Source organism: Pseudomonas sp. FP2294 (assembly GCF_030687625.1).
In the GTDB taxonomy this organism is placed as follows: domain Bacteria; phylum Pseudomonadota; class Gammaproteobacteria; order Pseudomonadales; family Pseudomonadaceae; genus Aquipseudomonas; species Aquipseudomonas shahriarae.
Genome location: NZ_CP117441.1, coordinates 2,290,342 through 2,315,921, shown reverse-complemented (window position 1 = coordinate 2,315,921; position 25,580 = coordinate 2,290,342). Strand labels below are relative to the sequence as shown.

Annotated in this window: 26 protein-coding genes and 1 pseudogene; 15 read left to right on the top strand and 12 right to left on the bottom strand. The window is 62.4% G+C overall.

Annotated elements, in window-relative coordinates:
* Positions 1-276: 276 nt before the first annotated feature.
* From PSH73_RS10225 to PSH73_RS10215, 3 genes are read left to right on the top strand one after another with little or no spacing between them, the layout of a single operon-like run.
* Positions 277-1,833: an NAD(P)/FAD-dependent oxidoreductase gene (locus tag PSH73_RS10225; RefSeq protein WP_169990650.1), complete on the top strand. Its 1,557-nt coding sequence runs from the start codon at positions 277-279 to the stop codon at positions 1,831-1,833.
* The gene (locus PSH73_RS10220) at positions 1,830-2,726 is read left to right on the top strand and encodes an SDR family oxidoreductase (protein WP_305462402.1); all 897 of its coding nucleotides are present in this window, start codon (positions 1,830-1,832) and stop codon (positions 2,724-2,726) included. The genes PSH73_RS10225 and PSH73_RS10220 overlap by 4 nt, the downstream gene beginning before the upstream one ends.
* Entirely contained in the window at positions 2,726-3,571 is an 846-nt protein-coding gene (locus PSH73_RS10215) for a metal-dependent hydrolase (protein ID WP_305462400.1), read from the top strand. Before PSH73_RS10220 ends, PSH73_RS10215 begins: the two co-directional genes overlap by 1 nt.
* Positions 3,572-3,634: 63 nt before the next feature.
* On the opposite strand, the gene hemN is transcribed toward PSH73_RS10215, so the two are convergent.
* The 3 genes from hemN to PSH73_RS10200 form a co-directional block, all read right to left on the bottom strand.
* A complete protein-coding gene (hemN, locus tag PSH73_RS10210) occupies positions 3,635-5,020 on the bottom strand; it encodes an oxygen-independent coproporphyrinogen III oxidase (protein WP_057959855.1) in 1,386 nt (461 codons plus the stop codon).
* Positions 5,007-6,332, bottom strand: a complete 1,326-nt coding sequence (locus PSH73_RS10205) for a coproporphyrinogen III oxidase (protein ID WP_076964892.1) — start codon at positions 6,330-6,332, stop codon at positions 5,007-5,009. Before PSH73_RS10205 ends, hemN begins: the two co-directional genes overlap by 14 nt.
* Before the next feature lie 93 nt (positions 6,333-6,425).
* The gene (locus tag PSH73_RS10200) at positions 6,426-6,869 is read right to left on the bottom strand and encodes a CopD family copper resistance protein (RefSeq protein WP_057959857.1); all 444 of its coding nucleotides are present in this window, start codon (positions 6,867-6,869) and stop codon (positions 6,426-6,428) included.
* A 329-nt stretch (positions 6,870-7,198) separates the two neighbouring features.
* On the opposite strand from PSH73_RS10200, the gene PSH73_RS10195 reads away from it, so the two are divergent.
* A complete protein-coding gene (locus tag PSH73_RS10195; RefSeq protein ID WP_057959858.1) occupies positions 7,199-7,804 on the top strand; it encodes an SCO family protein in 606 nt (201 codons plus the stop codon).
* A complete protein-coding gene (locus PSH73_RS10190) occupies positions 7,804-8,274 on the top strand; it encodes a copper chaperone PCu(A)C (protein ID WP_057438666.1) in 471 nt (156 codons plus the stop codon). The genes PSH73_RS10195 and PSH73_RS10190 overlap by 1 nt, the downstream gene beginning before the upstream one ends.
* A gap of 990 nt (positions 8,275-9,264) precedes the next feature.
* Here PSH73_RS10190 and PSH73_RS10185 read toward each other — a convergent pair.
* On the bottom strand, positions 9,265-9,594 hold the full coding sequence (locus tag PSH73_RS10185; protein WP_057959859.1) for a DHCW motif cupin fold protein: 330 nt from the start codon (positions 9,592-9,594) through the stop codon (positions 9,265-9,267).
* Positions 9,595-9,729: 135 nt separating this feature from the next.
* Between PSH73_RS10185 and PSH73_RS10180 the strand changes: the two genes are divergently transcribed.
* Positions 9,730-10,224: an HIT family protein gene (locus PSH73_RS10180; RefSeq protein ID WP_186626133.1), complete on the top strand. Its 495-nt coding sequence runs from the start codon at positions 9,730-9,732 to the stop codon at positions 10,222-10,224.
* On the opposite strand, the gene PSH73_RS10175 is transcribed toward PSH73_RS10180, so the two are convergent.
* Entirely contained in the window at positions 10,205-10,675 is a 471-nt protein-coding gene (locus tag PSH73_RS10175) for a GNAT family N-acetyltransferase (RefSeq protein WP_128593766.1), read from the bottom strand. The genes PSH73_RS10180 and PSH73_RS10175 overlap by 20 nt on opposite strands.
* A gap of 192 nt (positions 10,676-10,867) precedes the next feature.
* Here PSH73_RS10175 and PSH73_RS10170 point away from each other — a divergent pair, with 192 nt between their 5' ends.
* The gene (locus PSH73_RS10170) at positions 10,868-11,200 is read left to right on the top strand and encodes a hypothetical protein (RefSeq protein ID WP_057438669.1); all 333 of its coding nucleotides are present in this window, start codon (positions 10,868-10,870) and stop codon (positions 11,198-11,200) included.
* Here PSH73_RS10170 and PSH73_RS10165 read toward each other — a convergent pair.
* A complete protein-coding gene (locus PSH73_RS10165) occupies positions 11,193-12,806 on the bottom strand; it encodes a hybrid sensor histidine kinase/response regulator (RefSeq protein ID WP_076964888.1) in 1,614 nt (537 codons plus the stop codon). The two genes, PSH73_RS10170 and PSH73_RS10165, sit on opposite strands and share 8 nt — an antisense overlap.
* A 110-nt stretch (positions 12,807-12,916) precedes the next feature.
* On the opposite strand from PSH73_RS10165, the gene PSH73_RS10160 reads away from it, so the two are divergent.
* From PSH73_RS10160 to PSH73_RS10145, 4 genes and pseudogenes are all read left to right on the top strand, one after another.
* On the top strand, positions 12,917-13,519 hold the full coding sequence (locus PSH73_RS10160; RefSeq protein WP_057438671.1) for a response regulator transcription factor: 603 nt from the start codon (positions 12,917-12,919) through the stop codon (positions 13,517-13,519).
* A 28-nt stretch (positions 13,520-13,547) separates the two neighbouring features.
* A pseudogene (locus tag PSH73_RS10155) lies at positions 13,548-13,727 on the top strand (ASCH domain-containing protein); the annotation flags it as partial.
* A gap of 165 nt (positions 13,728-13,892) precedes the next feature.
* On the top strand, positions 13,893-14,330 hold the full coding sequence (locus PSH73_RS10150; RefSeq protein WP_076964903.1) for a GNAT family N-acetyltransferase: 438 nt from the start codon (positions 13,893-13,895) through the stop codon (positions 14,328-14,330).
* Between the two features lie 81 nt (positions 14,331-14,411).
* Complete coding sequence (locus PSH73_RS10145) at positions 14,412-14,903, top strand: GNAT family N-acetyltransferase (protein WP_057438672.1); 492 nt, start codon at positions 14,412-14,414, stop codon at positions 14,901-14,903.
* Between the two features lie 14 nt (positions 14,904-14,917).
* Here the strand turns inward: PSH73_RS10145 and PSH73_RS10140 are convergent, their stop codons facing one another.
* From PSH73_RS10140 to PSH73_RS10130, 3 genes are all read right to left on the bottom strand, one after another.
* Complete coding sequence (locus tag PSH73_RS10140) at positions 14,918-16,129, bottom strand: YgcG family protein (RefSeq protein WP_057959864.1); 1,212 nt, start codon at positions 16,127-16,129, stop codon at positions 14,918-14,920.
* 129 nt (positions 16,130-16,258) lie between these two features.
* A complete protein-coding gene (locus tag PSH73_RS10135) occupies positions 16,259-16,636 on the bottom strand; it encodes a type 1 fimbrial protein (RefSeq protein WP_057959865.1) in 378 nt (125 codons plus the stop codon).
* Between the two features lie 129 nt (positions 16,637-16,765).
* Positions 16,766-18,331, bottom strand: a complete 1,566-nt coding sequence (locus tag PSH73_RS10130; RefSeq protein WP_057959866.1) for a murein L,D-transpeptidase — start codon at positions 18,329-18,331, stop codon at positions 16,766-16,768.
* A 37-nt stretch (positions 18,332-18,368) separates the two neighbouring features.
* On the opposite strand from PSH73_RS10130, the gene PSH73_RS10125 reads away from it, so the two are divergent.
* From PSH73_RS10125 to PSH73_RS10115, 3 genes are read left to right on the top strand one after another with little or no spacing between them, the layout of a single operon-like run.
* Complete coding sequence (locus tag PSH73_RS10125; RefSeq protein WP_057438675.1) at positions 18,369-19,067, top strand: murein L,D-transpeptidase catalytic domain family protein; 699 nt, start codon at positions 18,369-18,371, stop codon at positions 19,065-19,067.
* Between the two features lie 44 nt (positions 19,068-19,111).
* Positions 19,112-19,861, top strand: a complete 750-nt coding sequence (locus tag PSH73_RS10120; RefSeq protein WP_057959867.1) for a creatininase family protein — start codon at positions 19,112-19,114, stop codon at positions 19,859-19,861.
* A gap of 47 nt (positions 19,862-19,908) precedes the next feature.
* Positions 19,909-20,184: a hypothetical protein gene (locus PSH73_RS10115; RefSeq protein WP_057438677.1), complete on the top strand. Its 276-nt coding sequence runs from the start codon at positions 19,909-19,911 to the stop codon at positions 20,182-20,184.
* Here PSH73_RS10115 and yfcF read toward each other — a convergent pair.
* Together yfcF and PSH73_RS10105 are read right to left on the bottom strand one after the other, a co-directional pair.
* On the bottom strand, positions 20,159-20,776 hold the full coding sequence (gene yfcF, locus PSH73_RS10110; RefSeq protein WP_178118167.1) for a glutathione transferase: 618 nt from the start codon (positions 20,774-20,776) through the stop codon (positions 20,159-20,161). The genes PSH73_RS10115 and yfcF overlap by 26 nt on opposite strands.
* Positions 20,777-20,883: 107 nt before the next feature.
* A complete protein-coding gene (locus tag PSH73_RS10105; RefSeq protein WP_120732583.1) occupies positions 20,884-21,429 on the bottom strand; it encodes a DUF924 family protein in 546 nt (181 codons plus the stop codon).
* Between the two features lie 134 nt (positions 21,430-21,563).
* On the opposite strand from PSH73_RS10105, the gene PSH73_RS10100 reads away from it, so the two are divergent.
* Positions 21,564-22,727 (top strand): DUF1624 domain-containing protein, encoded by a 1,164-nt coding sequence (locus tag PSH73_RS10100; RefSeq protein WP_057959870.1) that lies wholly within the window; start codon positions 21,564-21,566, stop codon positions 22,725-22,727.
* 537 nt (positions 22,728-23,264) lie between these two features.
* Here the strand turns inward: PSH73_RS10100 and metE are convergent.
* Positions 23,265-25,553 (bottom strand): 5-methyltetrahydropteroyltriglutamate--homocysteine S-methyltransferase, encoded by a 2,289-nt coding sequence (metE, locus tag PSH73_RS10095; protein ID WP_186626132.1) that lies wholly within the window; start codon positions 25,551-25,553, stop codon positions 23,265-23,267.
* Between the last annotated feature and the right edge of the window lie 27 nt (positions 25,554-25,580).

Genomic DNA, 25,580 nt, shown 5'->3' with positions numbered 1-25,580 from the left:
TGCTGGCGATCTGACCGGTATTGGTCAAGACCTCAGCCATCGTCCACACCCTGGACTTCAACTGCGCGCGTCAAGCGTTCGTCCGTCGGACAAATCGCACATAAAGGACAAGGGTCTAGCGTAGACGACATTTTCAGGTAGATTATTTAAAATCTTTTTTAAAATAATAAATACAATTTTTCTTTGCAATGGTGTTCTATCTAAAAGCCAAAACAAAAAAGGAGCACATCCGATGTCAACACCCGTAAGGCGCCCACAGCCCACGAGGGACACCCTATGAATGCCTCTACCCAGCCAAGCGGCCCGGCAGATTGCGTCGATATCGCAATCATTGGCTCAGGCTTCGCCGGCCTGTGCATGGCGATCAAACTCAAGCAAGCCGGGCTCGACGACTTCTTTATTGCCGAACAGGCCGACTCCCTGGGCGGCACCTGGCGCGACAACCACTACCCGGGCTGCGCCTGTGATGTGCAATCCCACGTCTATTCGTTTTCCTTTGCGCCCAACCCCGACTGGACCCGCCAGTTCGCCCCCCAGGCGGAAATCCGTGCCTACCTGGAACATTGCGCACAGCGCTTTGAGTTGGCGCCGTACCTGCGTTTTGGCATGGGCCTGCAACAGGCGGTGTTCGACGAGCAACTGCAACGCTGGCAATTGCAGTTCAGCAATGGCCGCCGCGTCAGTGCACGGGTACTGGTGTCGGGGATGGGGGGACTGTCCCGCCCGGCACTGCCGGAAATTCCGGGGTTGGACAGTTTCAAGGGCAAGCGCTTTCACTCCCAGCACTGGGACCACGACTATTCACTCAAGGGCAAGCGTGTGGCGGTGATTGGCACCGGCGCCAGTGCGATCCAGTTCGTGCCGCGTATCGCCCCCCAAGTGGCGCACCTGGACCTGTTCCAGCGCACCCCGCCGTGGATCATGCCCAAGCCGGACCGCCCCATTTCAAGTTTTGAGCGCTGGGTGTTCAAGCATCTGCCGTTCACCCAGCGCCTGGTGCGCGGGGCTTTCTACTGGGCTCTGGAAGGTCGGGTGGTGGGCTTTGCGCTGCACCCGCGCCTGATGAAAGTGGTGCAGAAAATCGCCGTGCGCCATCTGCACAAACAAGTGGCGCGCCCTTCCCTGCGCAAAGTCCTGCGGCCGGACTACACCATCGGCTGCAAGCGCGTACTGATCTCCAACGACTACTACCCAGCGCTCTCACGCAGCAATGTTGAAGTGGTCACCGACGCTGTACTGCGAATCGAGGCCGACGGGGTCGTCACCGCCGATGGCATCAAGCACCCGGCTGATTGCCTGATCTTCGGCACCGGGTTCCAGGCTACCGATCCCCTGCCCCGCGACTGCATCATCGGGCGCGGCGGCATTGACCTGATGGAGGCCTGGAGCGATGGCGCCCATGCGTACAAGGGCACCACCGTACCGGGCTATCCGAACCTGTTCCTGATCGTCGGGCCCAACACCGGGCTGGGCCACAACTCGATGATTCTGATGATCGAGGCGCAGGTCACCTACATCCTCGATGCCCTGCAACAGATGCGCCGCCAGCAAATCGCCACGGTCGAGGTCAAGCCAGCCGTGGAAAGCGCCTACAACCAGCAAATCCAGGCAAAACTTCAGCGCACCATCTGGAACACCGGCGGCTGCCGCAGTTGGTACCTTGACCCGCGCACCGGCAAAAATACGACGTTGTGGCCCGGCTCGACCTGGCGCTTCAAACAGGTCACCCGCCAGTTCGCCCTGCGCGATTATCAGGTCACGCCACTATTGACCGGCGCCACACCGCGTCCCGTCGCGCCACCCCATGCCACCGCAGAAGGAAGCCTGTCATGAAGTCATTCAATGGCCGCGTGGCGGCCATCACCGGTGCCGCGTCCGGCATGGGCCGCGCCTTGGCCCTGGCCCTGGCGCGCGAGGGTTGTCACCTGGCCCTGGCGGACAAGAACCAGGCCGGCCTGCAACAAACCGTGGAGCTGATCCAGCGCAGCAGCCTGGCGCCGATCCGCGTGACGTCAAGGAAGGTGGATGTTGCCGACCGCCAGGCCATGGAGGATTGGGCCGCCAGTTGCGCGGCAGAACACGGCCAGGTGAATTTGATTTTCAACAATGCCGGGGTGGCCCTGTCGAGCACCGTGGAAGGTGTGGACTACGCCGACCTGGAGTGGATCGTCGGCATTAATTTCTGGGGCGTGGTGTACGGCACCAAGGCCTTTCTGCCCTACCTCAAGGCCAGCGGCGAGGGGCATGTGGTCAACACCTCCAGCGTGTTCGGCCTGTTCGCCCAGCCCGGCATGAGCGGCTACAACGCCACCAAGTTCGCGGTGCGCGGCTTTACCGAGTCCCTGCGCCAGGAACTGGATTTGCAACGCAGCGGCGTCTCGGCCACCTGCGTGCATCCCGGTGGGATCCGCACCGACATCTGCCGCAGCAGCCGGATCGACGCGAACATGACCGGGTTCCTGATCCACAGCGAACAACAGGCCCGCGCCGACTTCGAAAAACTGTTTATCACCGATGCCGACCAGGCCGCCAAGGTCATCCTGCAGGGCGTGCGCAAGAACAAGCGCCGCGTGCTGATCGGCCGCGACGCCTACGCCCTGGATCTGCTCGCGCGCTGGCTGCCGGCGGCCTATCAAGGGCTGGTGGTGTTCGCCAGCCGGCGCATGGCACCGAAACAGCGCAAGGCCCTGCCACCCTCCCCCCTCTCTGAACAGGAGTCGCCATAATGCTGCCCATTCGCCGCGACCTGCGTTTTACCCTGCCTGCCGAACGCATCAAGGACTGGCACGAGCAAGGCCCGTTCATCACGCACTTTTTCAATGCCCTGTCGTTGCTGTTTCCCCAGGGCGAATTGTTCTTCATGGACAGCGTGCGCCACTATCGCCAGCGCATCGACGACCCGGCGTTGAAAAAGGAGATCCAGGGTTTTATCGGCCAGGAGGCCATGCACAGCCGCGAGCACGTGGCCTACAACGAGCTGCTGCAAGCCGCCGGGCTGCCGGCCCACCTGCTGGACCGCCGCTTGAAATTTATGCTCGACCTGCAAAAGAAGCACTTGTCGCCGTCCTTCAACCTGGCGGTGACCATCGCCCTGGAACACTACACGGCGATGCTCGCGGAAATCCTGCTCAGCGACCCCACGCGTTTTGGTGATTCGCTCAAAGGCTACCAACAGATGTGGTACTGGCACGCCCTCGAAGAAACCGAGCACAAGGCCGTGGCCTTTGATGTGTGGAACAGCGTGATCAAACCAGGGCCCAAGCGCTATCTGCTGCGCACCGGGACCATGCTGTTCACCACGGTGTTTTTCTGGCTGGTGGTGTTTGATTTCCACCTGCGCCTGCTGATCGCCGATCGCCGCGCGGGCGGGCATCTGAAGGGTTTCTGGCGGATGCTGAAGTTTCTCTACGGGCCCAAGGGCGTGTTCCCGCGCATGGCGCGGCCGTGGCTGCATTATTTCAAGCCGGGGTTTCATCCGTGGGATCACGACAACCGGGCACGGTTGGAGGGGATTGATAAGCTGGTGGAAGAGATTGAGCGCACCAACGGCGCGGCAGGCGCCTATACCTGAGCCGTGGTGAGGGGGGCTGTGGCAAGGGGCCTTGTCCCCTCGCCACAAGGGTGGATTCGGTAGTCAGACCGTGCGGGAAAACTGCCCCTTCTGCTGCCCACCCAGGTACGCATCAAACGCCATCGCCACGCTGCGCACCATCAGTTGCCCCTGGGGCAGCAACTGCACCCCATCGTCCTCGACATGCAGCAAACCATCCGCCACTTGCTCATCCAACTGTGACAACGCCTGGGCAAAGTATTCGGTAAAGCGGATCGCATGCCCCGCCTCGACCCCGGCAAAGTCAATGCGCCCATGGCACATCAGGCCGTTGATCACGTCCCGGCGCAACACGTCATCGGCGTTCAGGCGGTAGCCGCGCTGCACCGGCAACAACCCGGCGTCGATCCGCGCGTAGTACTGGGACAACTCCTTGACGCTCTGGCTGTAGCTGTCGCCCACCTTGCCGATGGCCGACACGCCCAGCCCGATCAGGTCGCAATCGGCATGGGTCGAGTAGCCCTGGAAATTGCGCTGCAAGGTGCCATTGGCCCGGGCCAGGGCCAGTTCGTCGTCGGGCAAGGCAAAGTGGTCCATGCCGATGTACACATAACCCGCTTCGGTCAGCCGGCGAATGGTCAACTCCAGCAGCTCCAGCTTGCGCTCCGGCGGTGGCATGTCTTCGGGGCGGATCATGCGCTGGGCGCGGATTTGCGTGGGCAAATGCGCGTAGCTGTAGGCCGCCACACGGTCCGGGCGCAGGGCAATCAGCTTGCCCAGGGTCACGTCGAAACTGGCCACGGTCTGCAATGGCAGGCCGTAGATCAGGTCCACGCTGATGGACTTGAAGCGTGCCTGCCGGGCGGCCGTGACCAACTGCACAATCTGCTCTTCGCTCTGCACGCGATTGACCGCCGCCTGCACATCGGCATCAAAGTCCTGCACGCCAAAACTCAGGCGATTGAAGCCCAGCCCGCGCAGGTTATGGATGCGTTCCACGCTGATGGTGCGCGGGTCGACCTCAATGGAAAACTCATGGTTGTCGCTGGTATCCAGGCTGAAGCCCTGCGCCAGGCTTGCCATCAACTCGGCCAGTTGCGCATCGTCCAGGTAGGTCGGCGTACCGCCCCCCAGGTGCAACTGGGTCAGGGGCCGCGTGCGGTCGAACAGCGCGGCCTGCATCTGGATTTCGCGCTTGAGGTAGCTCAGGTACTCCACGGCGCGATGGGTCTTGCGCGTGATGATCTTGTGGCAACCGCAGTAATAACAAAGGCTCTGGCAGAACGGTATATGGATGTATACCGACAACGCCTTGGGGGCCACCCCATGGTTGCTGGCCGCTACTGCCTGCTGATAGTCATCCAGGGCAAACGCCGAATGAAACTGCGGCGCCGTCGGGTACGAGGTGTAGCGCGGCCCCGGGCGGTCGTATTTCTGCACCAGGGCCCGGTTGAACTCAAACGCTTTCATGGTCGATGGTCTCATCGTTGGAGCAAGGGGGAACCGCGCTGCCTGCCCGGTCAAACAGCGCGCAGAGGGCTTCGACCCGCTGCCGGCCCGCAGGCAGCACACAGAGGAAGCGCTCGGACAAGTCGATCAGGCCGTCCTGGTGCAGGTGCTCCAGCAGCGGCCAGATCGCCGAAAAATAGCGGGAAAAAATCACACCATAACGGCGCTCCAGCGCCTGGATATCCAACTCCAGGTCACAGGCCAGGCGCTCCATGACATGCTGACGGATCTGATCGCCCGCCTCGCAGCGCCAGCCGCGGGCGGTGGGCAACAGGTCGCTGTCCAACTGCTGACGATAGCGCGCCAGGTCGTCGGTGTTTTGCGCATACAGGTTGTCGAGCTGGCTGATGGCGCCCAGGCCAAAGCCGATATGGTCGCAGTAACCATGACGGGTAAAGCCCTGGCAATTGCGGCTCAGGCGTCCGTGTTCCTGGGCCAGCGCCAGGTCATCGTCAGGGCGTACGAACTGGCCCAGGCCAATGTAGTGATAACCGGCAGCTTCCAGGTGCTGGAAGGCGATCGCGCGCATCGCGCACTTGTCGGCATTCGACGACAGCGCCCGCGCCCGTTGCTGCTGGTAGCGCCGGGGGGCCTGGGCATAGTCGAACACTTGCAGGCGGTCCGGCTCGAGGGCGATCAGGCTGGCCAGCTTGGCTGCAAAGCTGTTGCAGGTCTGCCAGGCGTGGCCATACCCGAGGTCGACATTCACCGAGCGAAAGCCCAGGGTGCGCGCCGCGTCGATCAGCGACTGGATGGGCGCCGGGTCTTGATAGCCGGCCACCGAAGGTGTGACGTCGCTACTGGCATCCGACACGCCGATATTGATGTGATTGAAGCCCAGTTCACGCAGGCGGCCCATGGTCGCCCAGTCGGTGTGCAGCGGGTCGAGGTCGAGGCTGTAGTCACCCTGGTCATGCTCGAGAAAATGCAGGCGACTGCGCAGGTGCGCCATCAACCGCTGCAGGTCGGCCATCGCCGGGGTAGCGCCGCCCAGATGGAATTGATCCACCGGCTGGCGCCCGCCCACGTGGCAACCGACCAGGTGGATTTCCTGCTCCAACGCGTCCAGGTAGTCATCGGCCACCAGGCCCGCCGGCCATTGCAGGTTCAGCGCCAAGGGGCGTTGGCGCTGGCGACTGCTGCGCATGGCGCGCAACAGGTCGAGGGAGCCGATCCCCGTATGAAATTTGCCGATGTCGACCTGGCCCTGGTCCAGCACGCTTTGGTCACGGCGCAGGCGCCACTCGCGGGCGGGATGAATGACAGTGAGCATGACGGCCTCCGGGTCTGGCTACGGTGGATCATTGTGCGGTGCGACCGGACAGCGCACCTTGATATGCATCAAGGCCAGGGAATACGAGGGGGGTTACCAGGTGATGTAAAACATGCTTTTGGCCAGCAACACAATGGCGACCATATGGCAGAACAGGCTCAGATGAACGAAGCGCAAATAGGCCGCGCTGACCCGCCCACGACGCATCAGCCACACCGTCAGCAAAAAATGCATCAGCACACTGGCGGCGAGGATCAACTTGAGGGTCAGCAAGGCGCCGAATGCCGAACTCGATGGCGCCGCCAGCACCGGCAGATAGCGCAACCAGACCATGCCGATACCCGCGCCGAAAAGCACCAGCAGCACCCACGGCATCAAGGCCCTGGCACGGTTGCCGATGCCCTGCTCCACCAGCAGCATGACGCGGGCCGGCAGTTGCTTGTGCACGCTGGCGAGGATCAGTACTTCAAAGAACACCGTGCCGATAAACATCAGCGCCGCGAACAGATGGGCCAGCAGAAACAGGAGATAGAGCATCAGCGCCTCACAGTGGGCCGGTCCGTATGGCGTGACTGTGCCCCAGGCCGGGGGGACGCTGCCTTGATGCGGGTCAAGAGCCCTGATAATCGTTGAAACATTTGCCCAAAGCCTTGTACGCCGGGCGTTTCAAGGCGTCTGCGACAGTGTGCCACAGACGCAATCGCCCCCTCGGCTGGTAAGGTGGCGACCGCCCCTGTGGCAGAACGTCGCAGATTATCAAGCGTGATCAACACCGGTAGACTACCCACCCTGCTTGTTCACCGCTTTTCAAAGCCTGACTGACCTGTTATGCGCAGCCGTCAGGCGCTTCACGGGACGCCCACTTCATGAATACGTTACTCACCCGCCGCAAGGTCCTCACCGGTATGGGCCTGCTGGGCCTGGGCCTGCTGAGCGGCTGTGACACCGGCCCCAAGCTGAATTTCAAGTACGGCAAGGATCTGAGCAACAAGATCATGGGCCGCACGTTCAAGCTCAAGAATACCGCCGGCGAAACCGTGACCCTGACTTCGTTTCGCGGCTTGATGCCGGTGGTGTTCTTCGGGTTCACCCAGTGCCCGGCCGTGTGCCCCACCACCCTGGCGCGCATGGCCCAGGCCAAGAAGCTGATGGGCCGCGACGGCGAAATCATGCAGGTGATCTTTATCACCCTGGACCCGGAACGCGATACGCCCGAAGTGCTCGACGCCTACGTCAAGGCCTTCGACCCCAGCTTCGAAGCGCTCTACGGCACGCCGGAAGAAATCGCCGTGGCCGCCAAGGAGTTCGGGATCTTTTATGAAAAGATCCCCGCAGGCGACACCTACACCCTGTCCCACACCGCCACCAGTTTTGTGTTCGACACCCGCAGCAACCTGCGCCTGGGCCTGTCGGCATCCCTTAACGCCAAAGAGTGCGCAGAAGACCTGCTCACCGTCATGGAGGTCTGCTAATGACTGCTGTCCACACCCTCAAGCGCATCGCCCTCGGCCTTTCCCTGCTGGGCCTCGCCGCCCACGCCAGCGCCCAGGTCCAGGTCAGCGATGCCTGGGCCCGCGCCACCGTACCGGGGCAGCATTCGAGCGGGGCATTCATGACCCTCACCGCCGACAGCGACAGCAAGCTGCTGAGCGTCAAGTCGCCGGTGGCCAAGGAAGTGCAGATTCATGAGATGAGCATGAAAGACGACGTCATGCGCATGGGCCCGGTGGATGCCGTGGCACTGCCGGCCGGCCAGGCGGTGAAGCTTGATCCCGAGGGTTATCACGTGATGCTGATGGGCCTGACGGGCCAGATCAAGGAAGGCGACCAGGTGCCGCTGACCCTGACGGTGGAAGATGCCAAGGGTGACAAGCAGACCCTCGAAATCCAGGCCCCGGCCCGCAGCCTGGGTAGTGCTGGTGGTCATCATATGAACCATTGATCCTGAGGGTGGGAGCTGGCTTGCTCGCGGTGGCCATCGGTATCCTCTTCTGGGTATGTGTACATATCCGTTGCTGCGGTTATGGCGGCTATTGGTTCCGCCCAACGGCGGCTCACTTTTGGAAAAGAGCCCCAAAAGTAACCAAAAGGGCTCTTGCCCCACCACTCGGCACCTCGCCCAGGCTCGGTGTGCCCGTCATCCGACATTGATTTGGGGGGCCGCCGCGATGGGCCATCCATGGCCCAGCGCGGCTAACCCGGCGTCCTGCCGGTTTACCCCCCAAATCAATATCGGATGACGGCCAGCGTGGTTTAACGGGGCGCCTCAGATCAAAAGCAAAGCGAGGCGGCCTGACAGCCGACCTGATCGTCGAAGCGTGTGCGTACCCCTGTGGGAGCTGGCTTGCCTGCGATGACGGTGCATCAGCCAATACATTTATCGACTGATACACCGCCATCGCAGGCAAGCCAGCTCCCACAGGGGGGAATGCAGCTTCGCGCCCCGGCTTTGCTGTTGCTGTTGCTCTGCTTTTGATCTGGCTTTTGATCTTGATCTCAGGCGCCCCGTTAAACCACGCTGGCCGCAGGCAGGTATTGCGCAGTGGGCACCCCGGCATGGATGCCGGGGTAGCCGCGACACGGCCAGGGATGGCCGATCGCGGCGGGCCCACGGAGCAATGCCTGACTGCGGGCATGCCGAGCCTAGGCGAGGCACCGAGTGGTGGGGCAAGAGCGCTTTGCTTACTTTGGCGCTCTTCCAAAGTGACCCGCCGTAAGGGCGGAACCCTAAGTGGCCATAACCGCAGCAACGGATATGTACACATACCCAGAAAAGGATACCGATGGCCACCGCGAACAAGCCAACTCCCACAGGGGATCTTTGCCGAGTGCAGAGCTTTGTGCCACACCGCCCATCAAATACGGGAGTTGTGCCGAGACACCAAACTCTGAAAACCCCACGATGGATCCATCTCAGCCGATGGACGACTAATCAATCCACAATAAACAGCCTGGCCCCGGTGGCTGTGCTCGACCGGTGCCCGTCCCTGTCGTTGCCCACCTGATAACTCATCCCCGCCGTCAGGGTGAACTGGCGGCCATCCTCCAGTTCAGTCTGCAACTCCCCCTCCAGGCACAACAACACATGACCGCGCCAACACCAGTGGTCAGCCAGGTAGCCAGGGCTGTATTCGACCATGCGCACGCGGGTGGTGCCGAAATGGCAGGTGCGCCATAGGGCGCTGCCGGTTTCGCCAGGGTGCAACTCTGGTTCGATGGTCGACCAGTCGGTGGTGCCAAAAGGGGTAGCCAGTAGATCCATGATTGCCTCAGCGTTAAAGCAAAGAGCAGGACAGTACCCACAAGACCCGCCCGTCGAAAGACACAGATCGCGCCCATTTCTGGGATACAGGGGGTTGCCTTTGGTATCCTGCCGGCCCGACCTAGGTGCCCGGCCATGCACATTGCTCCGTCCCATATCCTCCACGAAACCGAACACTGGCTGCTCAACCATCACCTGGCCTCGGCCCTGCCCGGTTATTTGATGCTGGGGGCCAAGACGCCAATCAGCTCGCTGGCTGACCTGCCCGACGCGGCCCTGGCGGAAATGGGTGGCCTACTGGCGAAAACCCAGCGGGTGATGGAAGTACAGCTCCAACCCAAGTGGCTATACATCAGCCGCTTTGGGCATATGCCCGGTTTCCCGCTGCATTTTCATTTGATCCCGGTCTATGACTGGGTCGAAACGCTGTTCTGGGAGGATGAGCGCTACCGGGTGCTGCAAGACTTCGGCACTGGCAGCGACGGGCAAGCGGCGACGGATGGGGCCGAACTCACCCTGTTTATCTGGCGCGAGTTCGGTGAGAACCCGACGCCACCCGCGACGGCCGGGCTCACGGTGCCGGACGTGATCGAGCGGCTGCGGGCGGCGTTCAAACAGTCAGGCGCTTGACCATCGGGATACACGCCAGCTCCAGCCCCGAAGGCGAATGATAGATGGACTGTTCGCAGCCTTCATAACCACGCCTGCGATAGAACTGCGCGGCATTCAACGTCGCGTCCAGCACCACCTCCTCAATCCCCAACTCCAGCGCCACTTGCTCCAGGTGCTCAAGCATCTGCCGGCCAAAACCGCGCCCGATAGAACCGGGCAGCACAAACAGCGCTCCCACTTCCCGGTGCGCCGGGTCAAGCATGCCCGTGGCGACCGGCTCGCCATCGACGCAGCCCAGGTAAAACGGCTTGGCCATTAGCGCGGTATAGCCGTCCTCGGCCGCGCCACGGGTCCAGGTCAGCATCTGTTCGGCGGTGTAGGCGCCGATGCATTGGCCGCGGATCGCCTGACGGCGAATGTCGAAGGCGATGGGGCCATCGTCGTCGGTGGCGCGTCTGATTTGCAGCATGCGAATCTCCCTGAATTAACTCTGTTTGCCGTGACCTCAAGGTGCCATTAGCACACTTGTGCTAATCGACCCCGCAGGCCCCCGGCGCTATATTCCCCGGTACTCCAATGCTCCCCGCCAGCACGTCGAACCCGCCGTGCAAGGGATCGTTGTGCGTTGAAAACACTAAAACAACCCCAAGGAAGACACGCCATGAAACTGCACTCCCCTGTCGCCCGCCTTGCCCTGTTGGGCGCCCTGATGCTCGGTGTTGCCGGTTGCAGCAATATCAAGCCCACCGAAGACCACCTCAAGACCCTCTCGGAAACCAACCTCGGCGAGCCGGTCAAGCGTGTCTCCAATGTCCGCAGCGACTCCATGACCACCTATTACATCGCCAGCACCGCCTCCGGTGACTACAACTGCTCCGTGCCCAGCGGTGCCAGCGGCGGGATGTTTGCAGTGGCCAGCTTTGGCATGATGAAACCCGCCGCCTACTGCCAACCCAAGGGCGCCCGGGGTAACGGGTTGACGCCGTTTAACTAGTAACCGGCCCCTGGCTGAGGTCGCGCAGGGTGCCCCGTAGTTCAGCGGGGCGCACTGGCTTGGACAAAATGGCGATCTGCCGGTCGTGCAGCGCCGCCTGGATCTTCTCCACCTCATGCCCGGTCAGAATCAGCGCCGGCACCGCCACGCCACGCTGTGCACGCAACCGGTCGATGCACTCGATACCGGTGGCGTGGTTGCCCAGGTCATAGTCGGCGACGATGATGTCGCAATCGCTGACCAGGTTATGCCCGCTCGACTCCGCCTGCACCTGGCAGCCCCAACGCTCCAGCAATGCCTGGGTGGCCAGCAGCACGTTGTGGTCATCTTCCACCAGGCACACTTTCAGGCCGGTCAACAGCCCCGCCTGGCGTGCATCGTCGCGCACCGGGGGTTGATGGGGCGCGGTCGCCAGGTGCAACCCGCGCAGGCTGACGGACGTGCCATGGCCCACCCGGGAGCGCAGCACCACGTCCATGTCCATCAACTGCCCCAGACGCTTGACGATGGACAAGCCCAGGCCGACCCCTTCGACGTCCTTGTCGCGCAGGTGGCGGACGCGATAGAACTCCTCGAAGACCCGCGGCAGATGCTCCTCGGCAATCCCCCGGCCCTGGTCGTGAATCTCCACCCGCACCTCGCCGCCGCGCTGGCGCACGCCGATCAGTACCGGGCGCTGGCCGCCGTACTTGAAGCAATTGGAGAGCACGTTCTGCACCATCGTTGCCAACAGCGCCGGATCCACCCGCACCCAGTGGGCGCAGGGGCGCAGGCGCAGTTCTACGCCGGCCCAGCGTGCGGCTTCGGCGTTTTGCCGCAGCAGGTCGGCCAGCCACTCACCCAGGTGCACCACCTGGTATTTGGGCAGCAGCCGGCCGTTATCCAGGGTGTAGAGATCGAGAATGGAGCGGAACAACTGCGAGACGTTGAGCAGCGAACGGTCGATATTGTCCACCAGCCGCCGCTCCTCATCGCCCAACCGCGCTTCACGCAGGCACGCCGTAAACAGGCCGATGGAGTGGATGGGCTGGCGCAGATCATGGCTGGCCTGGGCGAGGAAGCGCGACTTTTCCAGGTTGGCGGCGGTGGCCTCTTCAGACGCCTTGCGCGTGCGCTCCAGCAGCAGGTGGGCGTAGACCGGGATCACCGTGCTGGTAATCATCAGCATCAGCACCATAAAGGGCTGCGCCTGCCACAACGGGGTCAGCCGATACACAATCAGCAGCGCCAGCAACGCCAGGCCCGTGGCAATCGCCAGGTAGCGCGAGCCATAGCGCATGCCATTGCCCAGGTTGACCCAGACCATCACCGCATACAGCGGCAATGCCGCCTCGCCGCCGACTACCAGGCCGAACGAGGTGCCGGTGTAGTCGTGGATCATCCCGAAAACCCGTCGCGCCGGGTAATGCCCGGGCCAGCGTGCAATCACCTGACGCAGCACAACCGAGACCAGCAGAAACAGGCAAATATAAATAATCACCGGCACATAGCGGTCCATCGACTGCCCCGGCAAAAAGCCCAGCAGGCTGATGTACACAATGGCGCAGACGGCCACCACAATACGCAGGTTGGCTTGGTCCAGTTCGGCGTCTTTCACGAACTTCATGGGCAACGTCCTTGTACGGTCATCGTCTAAACTGTGCCCCCAGCAGGCAGGCGCTGAGCAGAGTGGTAAAGTAGCACGCCACACAACCTGGCCCCAGGGAGGAGCACACCATGACATGCCGGATCATCATCGCCGACGACCATCCCATGTTTCGCGAAGGCATGCTGCGCACCGTGCAACGCCTGCTGCCCGAGGCCCGCGTGGAACAGGCCGGCGATCTGGATACAGTGCTGCACCTGCTCAAGAGCGGCAGCGAAGTCGACACCCTGATCCTCGATTTGCGCTTCCCCGGCCTGACCTGTATCAGCCAGTTGGGCGAGCTGCGCCAGCAACTGCGGCGCACCACGCTAATCGTGGTGTCGATGGTCGATGACCCGGGGTTGATCGAACAGGTGATGGCGCTGGGCGCCGATGGTTTTATCGGCAAGAACATCGCCCCCGAAGAAATCGGCCAGGCCCTGCTCGCCATCCGCCAGGGCGAGGTGCTGGTCAAGTTCGCCCCCTCGGGGCTGTTGCCCCTGGACACCAACACCCTGACCGCGCGCCAGCAGGAGGTGTTGCGACTGATCGCCCAAGGCAAGACCAACAAGGAAATCGCCAAGGCCCTGGATATTTCGCCGTTTACCGTACGCATCCATGTGTCGGGGTTGTTGAGAAGTCTGAACGTGCCATCGCGGGCAGCGGCGGCAGTGAAGTACAACACCCCTCTTTAGGAGCAGCACCATCAAAGCCCTCTCCATCGTGCGCCCCAGCGGCAGCCGCATCGCCGCAGGCGAAAAAACCCTGGAAATCCGCCGCTGGCAGCCACAACTGGAGCCTTCCCAGGACCTGCTGATTGTCGAGAACGGGCGCTTCCTGCATACCGATGGCGATGAAGATGAAACCGGCGTGGCCGTCGCCATCGTACGGGTAAAAGCAGTGCGTGCGTTCACCCCCGAGGACGTGCCAGCGGCCTGCGCCAGCTATTTCGAGGAAGGCTGGCTCGCCTGGGAACTGAGTGATGTACGGCCGCTCACCCGCCCCTTCACCGCCCTGGCGGCACGCGGGATCTACGACGTTGAATTCATGGATAACGGCGAGAACTGCATGAACAGCCCTATCAGAGTCGCCACCCCGGCAGATATCGACGCCATCTTCGACATTCGCACCAGCGTCAGGGAAAACCACCTGTCCCACGAGCAGTTGGCAGAAATGGGCATCACCCCCGATGCCATCCAACTAGCCATGCAGCAAGCGCCCTGCGTCTGGGTCGCCGAGGTGCAAGGTGTAGCGGTCGGGTTTGCCATGGCCGATATCGACGACGGCTGTGTATTTGCCGCCTTCATCCGCCCCGAATTCGAAGGCCGCGGGCTGGGCCGCAAACTGATGGAGCAGGCCGAAGCCTTGTTGTTCCAGCACCATCGACAGATCTGGCTGGAAACCGCCCAAGCGAGCCGGGCCAGTGGGTTTTACCAGCGCCTGGGCTGGGTGGAGGTTGAGCAATTGGCGGACGGGGATATTCGGATGGAGAAGCACCGGCAATAAGCCTGCCGCTGGGATTTTCGCCAGCGCACCGACCCCGCTATCATGCAGCCCCTCGTTCAATCGCCCAGCCCAGGAATCCCCATGCCCGCCCTCACCTTGCGCAACGCCACGCCGGCAGACGCCGCCCGCTGCTACGAGATCGAAATCAGCGCCTATGAGGGCGATGAAGCCGCGACCCTGGAGAAGATCGCCACGCGTATCGCCCTGTACCCGCAAGGCTTCCTGATTCTGGAAGCGGACGGTCAGGTAGTGGGCTTTATCAACGGCGGTTGCGCCCATGATGTGGTGATGTCGGATGAGGCCTTCAAGGAGTTGGTGGGGCACTCAGCGGATGCGCCGAATGTAGTGATCATGTCGGTGGTGGTGGACCCGGCGCACCAGGGCAAGGGCTACGCCACGCAATTGATGACAGCCTTTGTGCAGCGCATGCGCGGGATGGGCAAACAGACCATCCACTTGATGTGCAAGGAGCAGCATGTGCCGCTGTACACACGCATGGGTTACCAGTATGTGCAGCCCTCGGCGTCAGACCACGGCGGGATGGCTTGGCATGAAATGGTGATGACGCTCTGAGCCGGCACGGGGCCTCACCAGCTCCCTGAGGCCCCACCGCCGCCGCTGGAACCGCCGCCACCGGAAAACCCGCCACCGGAGCTTGAACTTGAGCTGGAGCTGGAGCTTGAACGGTCACTGGAACCGGAGCTCGACCCGCCCGTGCCCTGACCATAAATGAACAACGCCGCGAACGAGCTGATAGGCCAGGCGAACAACCAGCCATCAAGCCCCATCTCCAGCATGTACCCCGCCGCGCCATAGACCCCCAGCACCATCACCGATTGCACGCAAAAACCCAGCCGGCTGTGTTTCCAGGCGGCTTTCATCACCGCGAACAGGATCAGGTACAGGCCCAGCACCGCCAGCGCGGCCAGCGGCCATGCCAGCCAGTTCATAAAGGACACTTCAGTCAGGTAGTGATCCACCAACCCCAGGCCGATGCTGTAGGTCATCAGCCCCACTACGCAATAAAACACCGCCTTGGCCTGCCATAACGCGCCAAACAGAGCCGCGCTGATCGACATACAAAACGGCAGCGCCAGCACATAGATCGGCCAGGCCTTGCCATTGATCGCGGCCAGTGCCGTCAGCAACACGGTCAGCACCAGGCCGGCAATCAGGCCGCGGCGCCAATGCAGCTTGCCCGAGGCCAGCAGCACCCCGCCGACAGCCCCCAGAATCAGCGCCAGCAACACCGCAGTTTCATCCACTGTTTCGCGGGTCTGGTCTACTGCCGGCAAGTCACCCCCCTCGACCAGCACGGTCAGGGCGTCCACGGCGCGCTGCACACCGCCAGCGTAATCGCCCTGGCGAAACGCCGGGTTCAGTTGCTCCTCGATAATCCGGTGGCTCAACAGGTCCGTGACCACCCCCTCCAGGCCGTAACCGACTTCGATCCGCACAGTGCGGTCGTCCTTGACCACCAGCAGCAAAATACCGTCGTCGATGCCCTTGCGCCCCAATTTCCAGGCGCGAAACAGTTGGGTGGTGAATGTTTCGAGGTCAGCGTCGCCCGTACTCGGCAGCAGCATCACGGCGATTTGCGCGCCTTTGCGTTGTTCGAGGTCTGCCAGTTGCTCAGTCAGACGCTGCTGGGTCGAGGTATCCAGGGTATGGGTCAGGTCGATCACCCGCTGGTTCAGCGGCACATTCTCCAATGCCGGAGGCGCCGTTTGCGCCACGGCCAGCGTGGTGAACACCATGACCAGCAGGACCAAGACCGATTGCCGTATAAACTGCCCCATCGTTTGTTACCTGACGTTTCATCCTGAAGACGCCGACTTTACCTGATCAACCCGCGTTGAATCTCCAGGCTGACGCGAAAAGTTCGTGGCAACACGCCCCTGCGAGCCGGACCTTCGACATCGCGACAATCAGGGATAACTCAGCGTCACCAGGTAAGCCCCTGAACGCAACGGTTTGCCTGCCGCATCGCTCAAGTTGTATTGCCGATCGAAGTAACGACCATCGCGCGTTTCAGTCACCATCTTGACCTTGACCACCGAGTGGTCCAAGGCACTGACGGTACGCACCGGCTCGACACCCTGGGCGCTGACGTTGCTTGCGGGTACAAACTGCGGGCAACCACTCAGGGCCAATGTCGCCCCCGCCCCATCGCCCGTAGTGCATGTTGCCTCGACGATGCTGCCGCGGAAATGGATAACACCGTGGCTCACGGGCGCCGCCTGGGCAGTGCCACTGACGAGCGCGAAAAACAGGCTGATACCGACTGCCAAACGTTGACTGCTCATATTGAACGCTCCTGGGTATGTACCCATCACGTCGGCAAGCTTGGTCGGTTTCTTGAGTGTTTGAGAAATGCCTGATGGTTAATTTTTCAAGGATGCCAACCGGGTCTCATATTGCGCCTCGCTGCGCACCTACAGGACCGCGCCCAGAGCCTTCAACAGCACGCCATCGCGGCCATAGATATCCGGCGCGTACAGCAACGCCCCCTGGCTATCCACCTGCACCGTCCAGTACCCCAGCAACACCGGGACCGGCGTAGCCAGGCGGAACTCATGGGTCAGCCCGGTCGCCAGCAATTCCTCGGTCCGCGCTTTTTCTGCCGGGTTCACCAGCAGATCGCGCAGCAGCATCGGCTGCTCCACCCGCACACACCCCGAGCTGAACGCCCGTGGCCCCTTGCTGAACAACGGTTGGCTGGGCGTATCGTGCAGGTACACGGAGAATGGATTGGGGAAGCGCATGACGATCTTGCCCAGCGGGTTGCGCGGGCCGGCGTCCTGGCGCAGGAGGATGTTGCCGGGGTGCGACCAGTCCACCTGCTCGGGCGACAGGGCGCGGCCTTCACTGTCGAGCACTTTGAGGTTCTGTTGGCGCAGGTACTCCGGGTTCAGGCGGATGGCCGGCAGTTTGTCCTCGCGCATGATGGTCGGCGGGATGGTCCAGGTGGGGTTGAGGGTCAGGCGTGTGATGCGCGACTTGAGCAGCGGCGTCTGCCGTTCGGCGCGGCCCACCTGCAGGCGGGTCTGCCACACGGGCACACCACCCTGGTAGACACTCAACTGGGCCGCCGCGACGTTGACCAGAATGCCATCCGGCTCCAGGTCCTGGGCCAGCCAGCGAAAACGTTCGAGGTTGACCCGCAGTTGCTCGCGGCGCACCGCCGGGCTGACGTTAAGCTCGGCCACCGTGCCCGGGCCGATCACCCCGTCGGCTTGCAGCGAATGGCTGGCCTGGAAGCGCTTCACCGCCGCCACCAGCTCATTGCCGTATTGATTGCCCTTGGGCACGCTCGCCAACTGGCCGCCACTGACCAGGCGTCGGGCCAGGGCCGGTACCCGTGGGTCTTCGCCGCCGGGACGCAGCAATGGGCCGTCGGCAATCACACCCCACTGCGGCAAGGGTTGCAGGCGTTGGGTGGCATAGGCCGCGCGCAGGCTACGATACAGATCGGCTGCGGGCCGGGCCTGGTCGAACGCCGCCGGCATATCCGCAAGCCCCGCGTTGGCCAGGGCCAGCACCGCAACGGCCGGATCCTCAGTTGGCGGCTGGGAATGCCACAGCGGCTCGTAATGGGCCTGCTGCAAACGGCCATAGTGCAAGTCATGCAGGGCCTGCAGGTAGTGCTGGCTGGTTGCGAAGTCGGTACACAGCACATTGCTGGTGGTTGCCACGTCGGGCAGCCGGTAGTGCGCCGGATCGAGGCCGTCGTCGGCCAGCAACAGCAACTGGCCCTGCAGGGCCGTTCGGCGATCGTCCACCGACCACAGGGCAGCATTGCCTTGTTGCTGGTAAAAAGCCTGCAGCCGCAGCTCGGCCGGTGTATCCAGTTGGGTCGCCAAATCGGGGCAAACACTCGACAACTGCCCAAGTGCCAGCTGTACTGGGTTTGGCGGCTCGACTGGCAGTTCATCGGCCATGGCGACCAATGGTGCTACGAGCAAGCAAAGGCTCAAGTAACATGCGTGTTTTTTGAACAATGGCTTAGCTCCAATCTACGGCGGAGATGCTTGATAAATGCTGAATATTTACTGCCGACTCGGCCTGATCGCCGCCACCCTGGGCGCGTTCTGTACGGGTGCCTTCGCAGAGAATGCCAAACCTCATACCTTGTATAACAGCCTGGCGCGCTCGGCTCCAGAACTCAATCCCACTGTACTTAAAAGTGCCCTCAGCGCGATGCAGTGTGCTGTCAATAACGGCCAGGAACGCTCTGAACGCCTGGCCGTGATCGACTACTCGCAACCTTCGACCGCCCGTCGCCTGTGGATTTTCGATCTGCGGCAAAAAAAACTGGTGCTACGCGACCTGGTAGCCCACGGGCAAAAATCCGGGGAAAACTTCGCCACCCAGTTCTCCAACAGCGAAGGCAGCCATCAATCCAGCCTCGGGTTGTTCCGCACCCAGGAGAGCTACCAGGGCACCCATGGCTACTCGCTGCGCATGGACGGCCTGGAGCCGGGGTTCAATGACCAGGCCCGCGACCGTGCCATCGTGATCCACGCCGCCGACTACGTCAGCCCCTTGTGGAGCAAGCGTGAAGGCCGCATCGGCCGCAGCCAGGGCTGCCCCGCCGTGCGTCCGCAGGTGGCGCGCCAGGTGGTGGACAAACTCAAGGATGGCCAGTTCATGTTTTCCTGGTACCCCGACCAGCGCTGGCTGAAATCCTCGCCCTACCTCAATTGCAAGCCGCGCCAGATCGCCAGCGCCGGTTGAGGTAGTATCTGGAAGGCCGAGCCTGACCAGAGAGAGAACCTCCAATGCTTTTGCACCAGTCAACGTGGATCGAGATAAGCCAATTTCTCGACCGTAGCCGCACCGTGGTGATTCCTATCGGTTCCAATGAACAACATGGCCCTACCGGCCTGTTGGGCACCGATTGGATGTGCCCGGAAATCATTGCCCATCACGCGCAAAAAGACGCCGATATCCTGGTCGGCCCGACCTTCAATATCGGCATGGCCCAGCATCACCTTGGGTTCCCCGGCACCATCTCCCTGCGCCCGTCGACGTTTATCGCCGCCATCGGTGACTGGACCCGCTCCCTGGCGGCCCACGGCTTCGAGAAAATCCTGTTTCTCAATGGCCACGGCGGCAATATCGCCACCATCGAAGCCGCCTTTTCCGAACTGTACGCCGAGGCCAGCTTCGCCCGTCGCCCTGCCGGCTTTGCCTTGAAGCTGTGCAACTGGTGGGACCTGGAAGGTGTTGGCGAACTGGCGCGCGCGCAGTTCCCGACGGGGCATGGCACCCATGCCACCCCTTCCGAGATTGCGATTACCCAATGGGCTTATCCGGACTTGATCAAGACCGCCGACTATTCACCACAGATCGCGTCTTCCGGCCCGATCCGCGAGGCCCAGGATTTCCGCGCCCGCCACCCGGATGGTCGGATGGGTTCCGACCCGGCCCTGGCAACGCCTGAGAAAGGTGCTGAACTGGTGGTGCTGGCCGCCAAGGGCCTGGTGTCCGCAGTGGAGGCTTTCAGCCGCGAAGCCATGCCACACTGACGGTTGCGACACCGGCACACAATAAAATCTATAAGAAGGACCTCTCCATGAAACCCCATCAGAAGACCTTTGATCGCATCCGCAACGCCGTCCTGCCAGAGTATCGCGAGCGCGTTGCCGACTATTTGATCGAGTACGAAAACGTCCTGCAGGACCCGACTGCCGATGCCGATCAGGCCAGCGCCGCCGCCCAGCAGTTGCGCGGCTACATACGCGGCCTGAACACCACCCGGGTGCTCGGCATGGAAGACTGGGAAGACCTCGACCGCCGAGTCGCGCAGGAATGGCCGCTGGGCGCTACAACGCCGGACGTGCCTGGTTGACCCAGGCCTGTACCGATGGCCGCTGCCACTGACGCTGGGCATATGCCACCAACCGCGCGGGCACCGGATCGCCATTGAGGATCAGCCGGTTGAGCATCACGGCCAGGTCCACATCGGCAATCGACCATTGGCCAAACAGGTAGTCGTCGCCCTCGGCCAACCATTGCTGCGCCGCCGCAATCAGCTTGTCGGCCGCCATCTGGGCCTGGGTTGATAACGGGCCATACTGGACCCCGCAAAACACCACCAGTGTGGAGCGTTCCTGGCGGATCGCCAGCAGGTCGCTGCGCAACCATGCCTGAATCTGCCGTGCCCGCGCACGTTGGCGCGGCTCCCTGGGGTACACCGGCACCTGCGGGAACACATCCTCCAGGTACTCGGTAATCGCCGACGACTCGGACAAGGCAAACCCAGCCTGCTCCAGGGTCGGCACCCGCTGGGTCACGGACAGCCCGGTAAAGACCGGAGACTGCTGCTCCAGCGCGTCAAGGTCGAGGGGGCGCACCTCGAACGGTAGGCCTTTTTCCCGCAGGGTCACAAACACCGACATTGCATACGGGCTGGTGAACAGGGCATCGACGTATAAGCGCATCGGCAGGTCAGTCACGGTGGCATCTCCTTGGGTGAGCAGCCACGCTACGAGATGTGCGGCGATAAATACAATGTCGCTTTTTTATCGGCCCATTCCCGCGAGGAATACTAGCCAGAAAATCCGCCGCCCGTGAGGAACGCCTGCTCCTGCTCAGTCGTCACCCGGCCCAACGCCGCGTTGCGGTGCGGAAAGCGACCGAATCGCTCGATGATCTCGGCGTGTTCCTTGGCCCAGTGATAGGTACTGGCGTCGAGCTGCTTGTTCAAGGCCAAAGACCGTTGTTGGTCCTCAGGGCTTTCGGAATGTTCGAAAGGCAAATAGCAAAACGCCCGCAATGCCGGATCAATCAGCCGATCCATCCCGGCGTCGATCATACGTGCGGCATAAGCCCTGGCCAGTGGATCGGTCGCGAACATATGGGCGGTACCCCGGAAGGTATTGCGCGGGTATTGATCGAGCAGGATCAGCAGCGCCAGCGCGCCTTCGGGCTCGTCCATCCAGTGTTCCAGTTCGCCCCTGGCTGCCTGGAAGTGCGCCTCGTGGAAGCGGGCGCCAAACTCGGCATCGAACTGTGGATCTTTCTTGAACCAGCGTGATGGGCCCGCCGCCGTCCAGAATTGCACGACAGCCTTGATATCAACGGGGACGCTCATAAGTCACTCCAGGGTGGTCAAAGTCTGCGCCCTACCCTAGCACTTGCAGGGCCCGATTCCGACTGAGAAATCCACAGCTGCCGACCAATGTTATAAGATAACCGCCCCTACATTCCCGCCGGCGACCCTGCACCATGACCGACGCTGTTCCCGCTGCCCGTTTACGCCAACGTCTGCTCTCCATCGACGCCCTGCGCGGCCTGGTGATCCTGTTCATGTTGCTCGACCACGTGCGCGAGACGTTCCTGCTGCACCGCCAGGTCAGTGACCCGATGAACATCGACAGCACGGAGCCGGCGCTGTTTATCAGCCGCACCCTGGCCCACTTGTGTGCGCCGGTGTTTGTGTTGCTGACCGGCTTGTCGGCGTATCTGTACGGCGAAAAGTACCAAGGCCGTGGCGATGTTGCGGCGTTTCTGTTCAAGCGCGGGCTGTTCCTGGTGGTGCTGGAATTTACCCTGGTGAACTTCGCCTGGACCTTCCAACTGCCCCCCAGCGTGATCTATATGCAGGTGATCTGGGCCATCGGCGTGAGCATGATCGCCCTCGCCGCGCTGGTGTGGCTGCCCCGCCCGCTGCTGATCGGCCTGGCGCTGGTGATCATTGGCGGGCATAACCTGCTCGATGGCGTGCATTTCGCGGCGGGGTCGGCGTGGCATATTTCCTGGACGATCCTGCATGAGCGCAGCTGGATCGAGGTGAGCGACACCCTGCGCCTGCGCACGACCTACCCGGTGTTGCCGTGGATCGGGGTGATTGCCCTGGGTTACAGCCTCGGCCCGTGGTTTTCCGGGGCGATGCCGGCGGCGCGGCGTCAGCGGTATCTGTTGCTGGCGGGCATTTGCGCGCTGGTGGGCTTTGGGGTGCTGCGCGCGATCAATGGTTACGGTGAGGCGCCGTGGCACAACTATGACAGTCCGGTGCAGACCTGGATGAGCTTCTTCAACATCACCAAGTATCCGCCGTCATTGCTGTTCCTGGCGCTGACCCTGGGCGTGGGGCTGGTGTTGCTGCTGGCCTTTGAACGCGCCGGGCAGCGGCGCTGGATCGACATACTGGCGGTGTTCGGCGCGGCGCCGATGTTCTTCTACCTGCTGCACCTGTATGTGCTGAAGGTGTTGTACGTGATGGGTGTGGCGCTGTTTGGCCTGAATCAGGGGACGCACTTTGGGTTCGACAGCGTGGGGGCGGTGTGGCTGGTGGCGTTGTTACTGCCGCTGGCGTTGTACCTGCCCGTCCGCTGGTTTGCCCGGTTGAAGGCCCGGCGGCGGGATATAGCGTGGCTCAAATACCTCTGAGCACAAAGATCCACATGTGGGAACTGGTTTGCCTGGGATGGCGGTGGGTCAGTTGTCAGAAGTGGTGACTGGGCTGCCGCTATCGCGGGCAAGCCCGCTCCCACAGGGGATCCGCGCGTGGTAGAGAATTTGGGTATCGCCACAAATCAAATGTGGGAGCTGGCTTGCCTGCGATGGCGGTGGGTCAGTTGCCAGAAGTGGTGACTGGGCTGCCACTATCGCGGGCAAGCCCGCTCCCACAGGGGGGTCTGCGCGTGGCAGAGAGTTTTGGTGCCGCCACAAATCAAATGTGGGAGCTGGCTTGCCTGCGATGGCGGTGGGTCAGTTGTCAGAAGTAGTGACTGGACTGCCGCTATCGCGGGCAAGCCCGCTCCCACAGGGGGGTCTGCGTGTGGTAGAGAATTTGAGTACCGCCACAATTCAAATGTGGGAGCTGGCTTGCCTGCGATGGCGGTGGGTCAGTTGTCAGAAGTAGTGACTGAACTGCCGCTATCGCGGGCAAGCCCGCTCCCACAATGGGATTTGTGTCAGCCGCAGTTACGCCCATTCAGCGCGCAATTGCCGGGCAGCTGTAACCATGTGAATCAACGCCGCTTCCGTCTCCGGCCAGGCGCGGGTCTTCAGGCCGCAGTCGGGGTTGACCCATAGGCGCTCGGCCGGGATGCGCTGGGCGGCTTTGCGCAGCAGGTTGGCCATTTCCGAGGCGTCGGGCACCCGGGGTGAGTGGATGTCGTAGACCCCCGGGCCGATGTCGTTCGGGTAAGCGAAGGCTTCGAACGCATCCAGCAGTTCCATGTCCGAACGGGAAGTCTCGATGGTGATCACGTCGGCATCCATCGCCGCGATGGACTCGATCACGTCGTTGAATTCGCTGTAGCACATATGGGTATGGATCTGGGTTGCGTCACGCACACCCGAGGCGCACAGGCGGAACACTTCGGTGGCCCAGTCCAGGTAGTGCTGCCACTGGGCCCGGCGCAGGGGAAGGCCTTCACGGAACGCCGCTTCATCAATCTGTACGATCTTGATGCCCGCCGCTTCCAGGTCCACCACTTCGTCACGGATCGCCAGCGCCAGTTGCCGGGCCTGCACTTCGCGGCTCACGTCTTCGCGGGGGAATGACCACATCAGCATGGTCACCGGGCCGGTCAGCATGCCCTTCATGACCTTGTCGGTCAGGCCTTGGGCGTAGCGGATCCACTCCACGGTCATGGCTTTCGGGCGGCTCAGGTCGCCGAAGATCACCGCCGGTTTCACGCAGCGAGAGCCATAGCTCTGCACCCAGCCAAAGCGGGTAAATACATAGCCGTCCAACTGTTCGGCAAAGTACTCGACCATGTCGTTACGTTCGGCTTCACCGTGCACCAGCACGTCCAGGCCAAGGTTTTCCTGCACTTCAACGGCGTGCTTGATCTCGCTGTGCATCGCCTCGACATATTCGGCTTCGCTTAACTTGCCGGCCTTGAACGACTGGCGCGCCAGGCGGATCGACGCGGTCTGCGGGAACGAACCTATGGTGGTGGTCGGGAACAGCGGCAAGTCGAGGCCGGCGCGCTGCTGGGCGATGCGCTGGGCAAACCGCGACTGGCGCTGGCTGTCCTTGGCGGTGATAGCCGCCACGCGGGCCTGGACCGCCGGCTTGTGGATACGCGGCGAGGCCCCGCGGGCCGCTTGCACGGCGCGGCTTTGGGCCAAGGCAGCAAGCACCTTCGGCGCTTCGGGCTGGTTGATGGCCTGGGTCAGCACCGCGACTTCTTCACACTTTTGTACGGCGAAGGCCAGCCAGCTTTTCAGCTCGGCGTCGAGCTTGTCTTCACGCCCCAGATCCACCGGGCTGTGCAGCAGCGAACAGGACGGCGCCACCCACAGGCGATCACCCAGGCGTTCATGGGCGTGCTGCAAGGTAGCCAGGGCATTTTCCAGGTCGCAGCGCCAGACGTTCCGCCCGTTGACCACCCCCAAGGACAGCACCTTATAGGCCGGCAGACGGTCGAGAATCGTCGGGTACTGGTCAGGTGCACGCACCAGGTCAATGTGCAGGCCATCGACCGGCAAGTTGGCCGCCAGGCCGAGGTTTTCTTCGAGCCCGCCAAAGTAAGTGGCGACCAGTTTTTTCAGCGGGTCACGCTGGATCAGGTTGTAGGCGCGTTCAAACGCGTTTTTCCAGTCCTGGGGCAGATCCAGCACCAGGATCGGCTCGTCGATCTGCACCCATTCCACGCCCAGGTCCGCCAGGCGCTGGAAGATCTGCCCGTACAGCGGCAGCAGGCGGTCGAGCAGGTCGAGCTTGTCGAAGTCACCGCCCTTGGCCTTGCCCAGCCACAGGTACGTCAGCGGCCCGATCACCACCGGCTTGACGGTGTGCCCCAGGTCGCGGGCCTCCTGGACTTCTTCGAACAATTGGTCCCAGCCCAGGTGGAACTGCTGGTCCGCGCTGAATTCAGGCACCAGGTAGTGGTAGTTGGTGTCGAACCACTTGGTCATTTCCTGGGCGTGGGCACCGCCGCAGCAGCTGTCGCTGACGCCACGGGCCATGGCAAACAGGGTCTTGAGGGTGGCATGCCCGTCAGCCGGGCGGAAACGCTCGGGGATCACACCAAACATCAGCGAGTGGGTCAGCACCTGGTCGTACCAGGCAAAATCCCCAGCCGGCAGCAACTCGATGCCGGCCTGTTTCTGCAAGTCCCAGTGGGTCTTCCGCAATTCACGGCCGACGGCGCGCAGACCGGCTTCGTCCAGCTCACCCTTCCAAAACGCTTCCTGCGCTTTTTTCAGTTCACGATCGCGTCCAATGCGCGGAAATCCAAGGGAATGAGCGACAGCCATGACAAAAACTCCAATGTGTTGGTATGG

What these genes read in the sequence shown, in the direction of transcription:
- PSH73_RS10225 (WP_169990650.1), top strand. Translation starts at nt 277, where the DNA reads ATGAATGCCTCTACCCAGCCAAGCGGCCCGGCAGATTGCGTCGATATC.
- PSH73_RS10220 (WP_305462402.1), top strand. Translation starts at nt 1,830, where the DNA reads ATGAAGTCATTCAATGGCCGCGTGGCGGCCATCACCGGTGCCGCGTCC.
- PSH73_RS10215 (WP_305462400.1), top strand. Translation starts at nt 2,726, where the DNA reads ATGCTGCCCATTCGCCGCGACCTGCGTTTTACCCTGCCTGCCGAACGC.
- hemN (WP_057959855.1), bottom strand. Translation starts at nt 5,020, where the DNA reads ATGAAAGCGTTTGAGTTCAACCGGGCCCTGGTGCAGAAATACGACCGC.
- PSH73_RS10205 (WP_076964892.1), bottom strand. Translation starts at nt 6,332, where the DNA reads ATGCTCACTGTCATTCATCCCGCCCGCGAGTGGCGCCTGCGCCGTGAC.
- PSH73_RS10200 (WP_057959857.1), bottom strand. Translation starts at nt 6,869, where the DNA reads ATGCTCTATCTCCTGTTTCTGCTGGCCCATCTGTTCGCGGCGCTGATG.
- PSH73_RS10195 (WP_057959858.1), top strand. Translation starts at nt 7,199, where the DNA reads ATGAATACGTTACTCACCCGCCGCAAGGTCCTCACCGGTATGGGCCTG.
- PSH73_RS10190 (WP_057438666.1), top strand. Translation starts at nt 7,804, where the DNA reads ATGACTGCTGTCCACACCCTCAAGCGCATCGCCCTCGGCCTTTCCCTG.
- PSH73_RS10185 (WP_057959859.1), bottom strand. Translation starts at nt 9,594, where the DNA reads ATGGATCTACTGGCTACCCCTTTTGGCACCACCGACTGGTCGACCATC.
- PSH73_RS10180 (WP_186626133.1), top strand. Translation starts at nt 9,730, where the DNA reads ATGCACATTGCTCCGTCCCATATCCTCCACGAAACCGAACACTGGCTG.
- PSH73_RS10175 (WP_128593766.1), bottom strand. Translation starts at nt 10,675, where the DNA reads ATGCTGCAAATCAGACGCGCCACCGACGACGATGGCCCCATCGCCTTC.
- PSH73_RS10170 (WP_057438669.1), top strand. Translation starts at nt 10,868, where the DNA reads ATGAAACTGCACTCCCCTGTCGCCCGCCTTGCCCTGTTGGGCGCCCTG.
- PSH73_RS10165 (WP_076964888.1), bottom strand. Translation starts at nt 12,806, where the DNA reads ATGAAGTTCGTGAAAGACGCCGAACTGGACCAAGCCAACCTGCGTATT.
- PSH73_RS10160 (WP_057438671.1), top strand. Translation starts at nt 12,917, where the DNA reads ATGACATGCCGGATCATCATCGCCGACGACCATCCCATGTTTCGCGAA.
- PSH73_RS10150 (WP_076964903.1), top strand. Translation starts at nt 13,893, where the DNA reads ATGAACAGCCCTATCAGAGTCGCCACCCCGGCAGATATCGACGCCATC.
- PSH73_RS10145 (WP_057438672.1), top strand. Translation starts at nt 14,412, where the DNA reads ATGCCCGCCCTCACCTTGCGCAACGCCACGCCGGCAGACGCCGCCCGC.
- PSH73_RS10140 (WP_057959864.1), bottom strand. Translation starts at nt 16,129, where the DNA reads ATGGGGCAGTTTATACGGCAATCGGTCTTGGTCCTGCTGGTCATGGTG.
- PSH73_RS10135 (WP_057959865.1), bottom strand. Translation starts at nt 16,636, where the DNA reads ATGAGCAGTCAACGTTTGGCAGTCGGTATCAGCCTGTTTTTCGCGCTC.
- PSH73_RS10125 (WP_057438675.1), top strand. Translation starts at nt 18,369, where the DNA reads ATGCTGAATATTTACTGCCGACTCGGCCTGATCGCCGCCACCCTGGGC.
- PSH73_RS10120 (WP_057959867.1), top strand. Translation starts at nt 19,112, where the DNA reads ATGCTTTTGCACCAGTCAACGTGGATCGAGATAAGCCAATTTCTCGAC.
- PSH73_RS10115 (WP_057438677.1), top strand. Translation starts at nt 19,909, where the DNA reads ATGAAACCCCATCAGAAGACCTTTGATCGCATCCGCAACGCCGTCCTG.
- yfcF (WP_178118167.1), bottom strand. Translation starts at nt 20,776, where the DNA reads ATGCGCTTATACGTCGATGCCCTGTTCACCAGCCCGTATGCAATGTCG.
- PSH73_RS10105 (WP_120732583.1), bottom strand. Translation starts at nt 21,429, where the DNA reads ATGAGCGTCCCCGTTGATATCAAGGCTGTCGTGCAATTCTGGACGGCG.
- PSH73_RS10100 (WP_057959870.1), top strand. Translation starts at nt 21,564, where the DNA reads ATGACCGACGCTGTTCCCGCTGCCCGTTTACGCCAACGTCTGCTCTCC.
- metE (WP_186626132.1), bottom strand. Translation starts at nt 25,553, where the DNA reads ATGGCTGTCGCTCATTCCCTTGGATTTCCGCGCATTGGACGCGATCGT.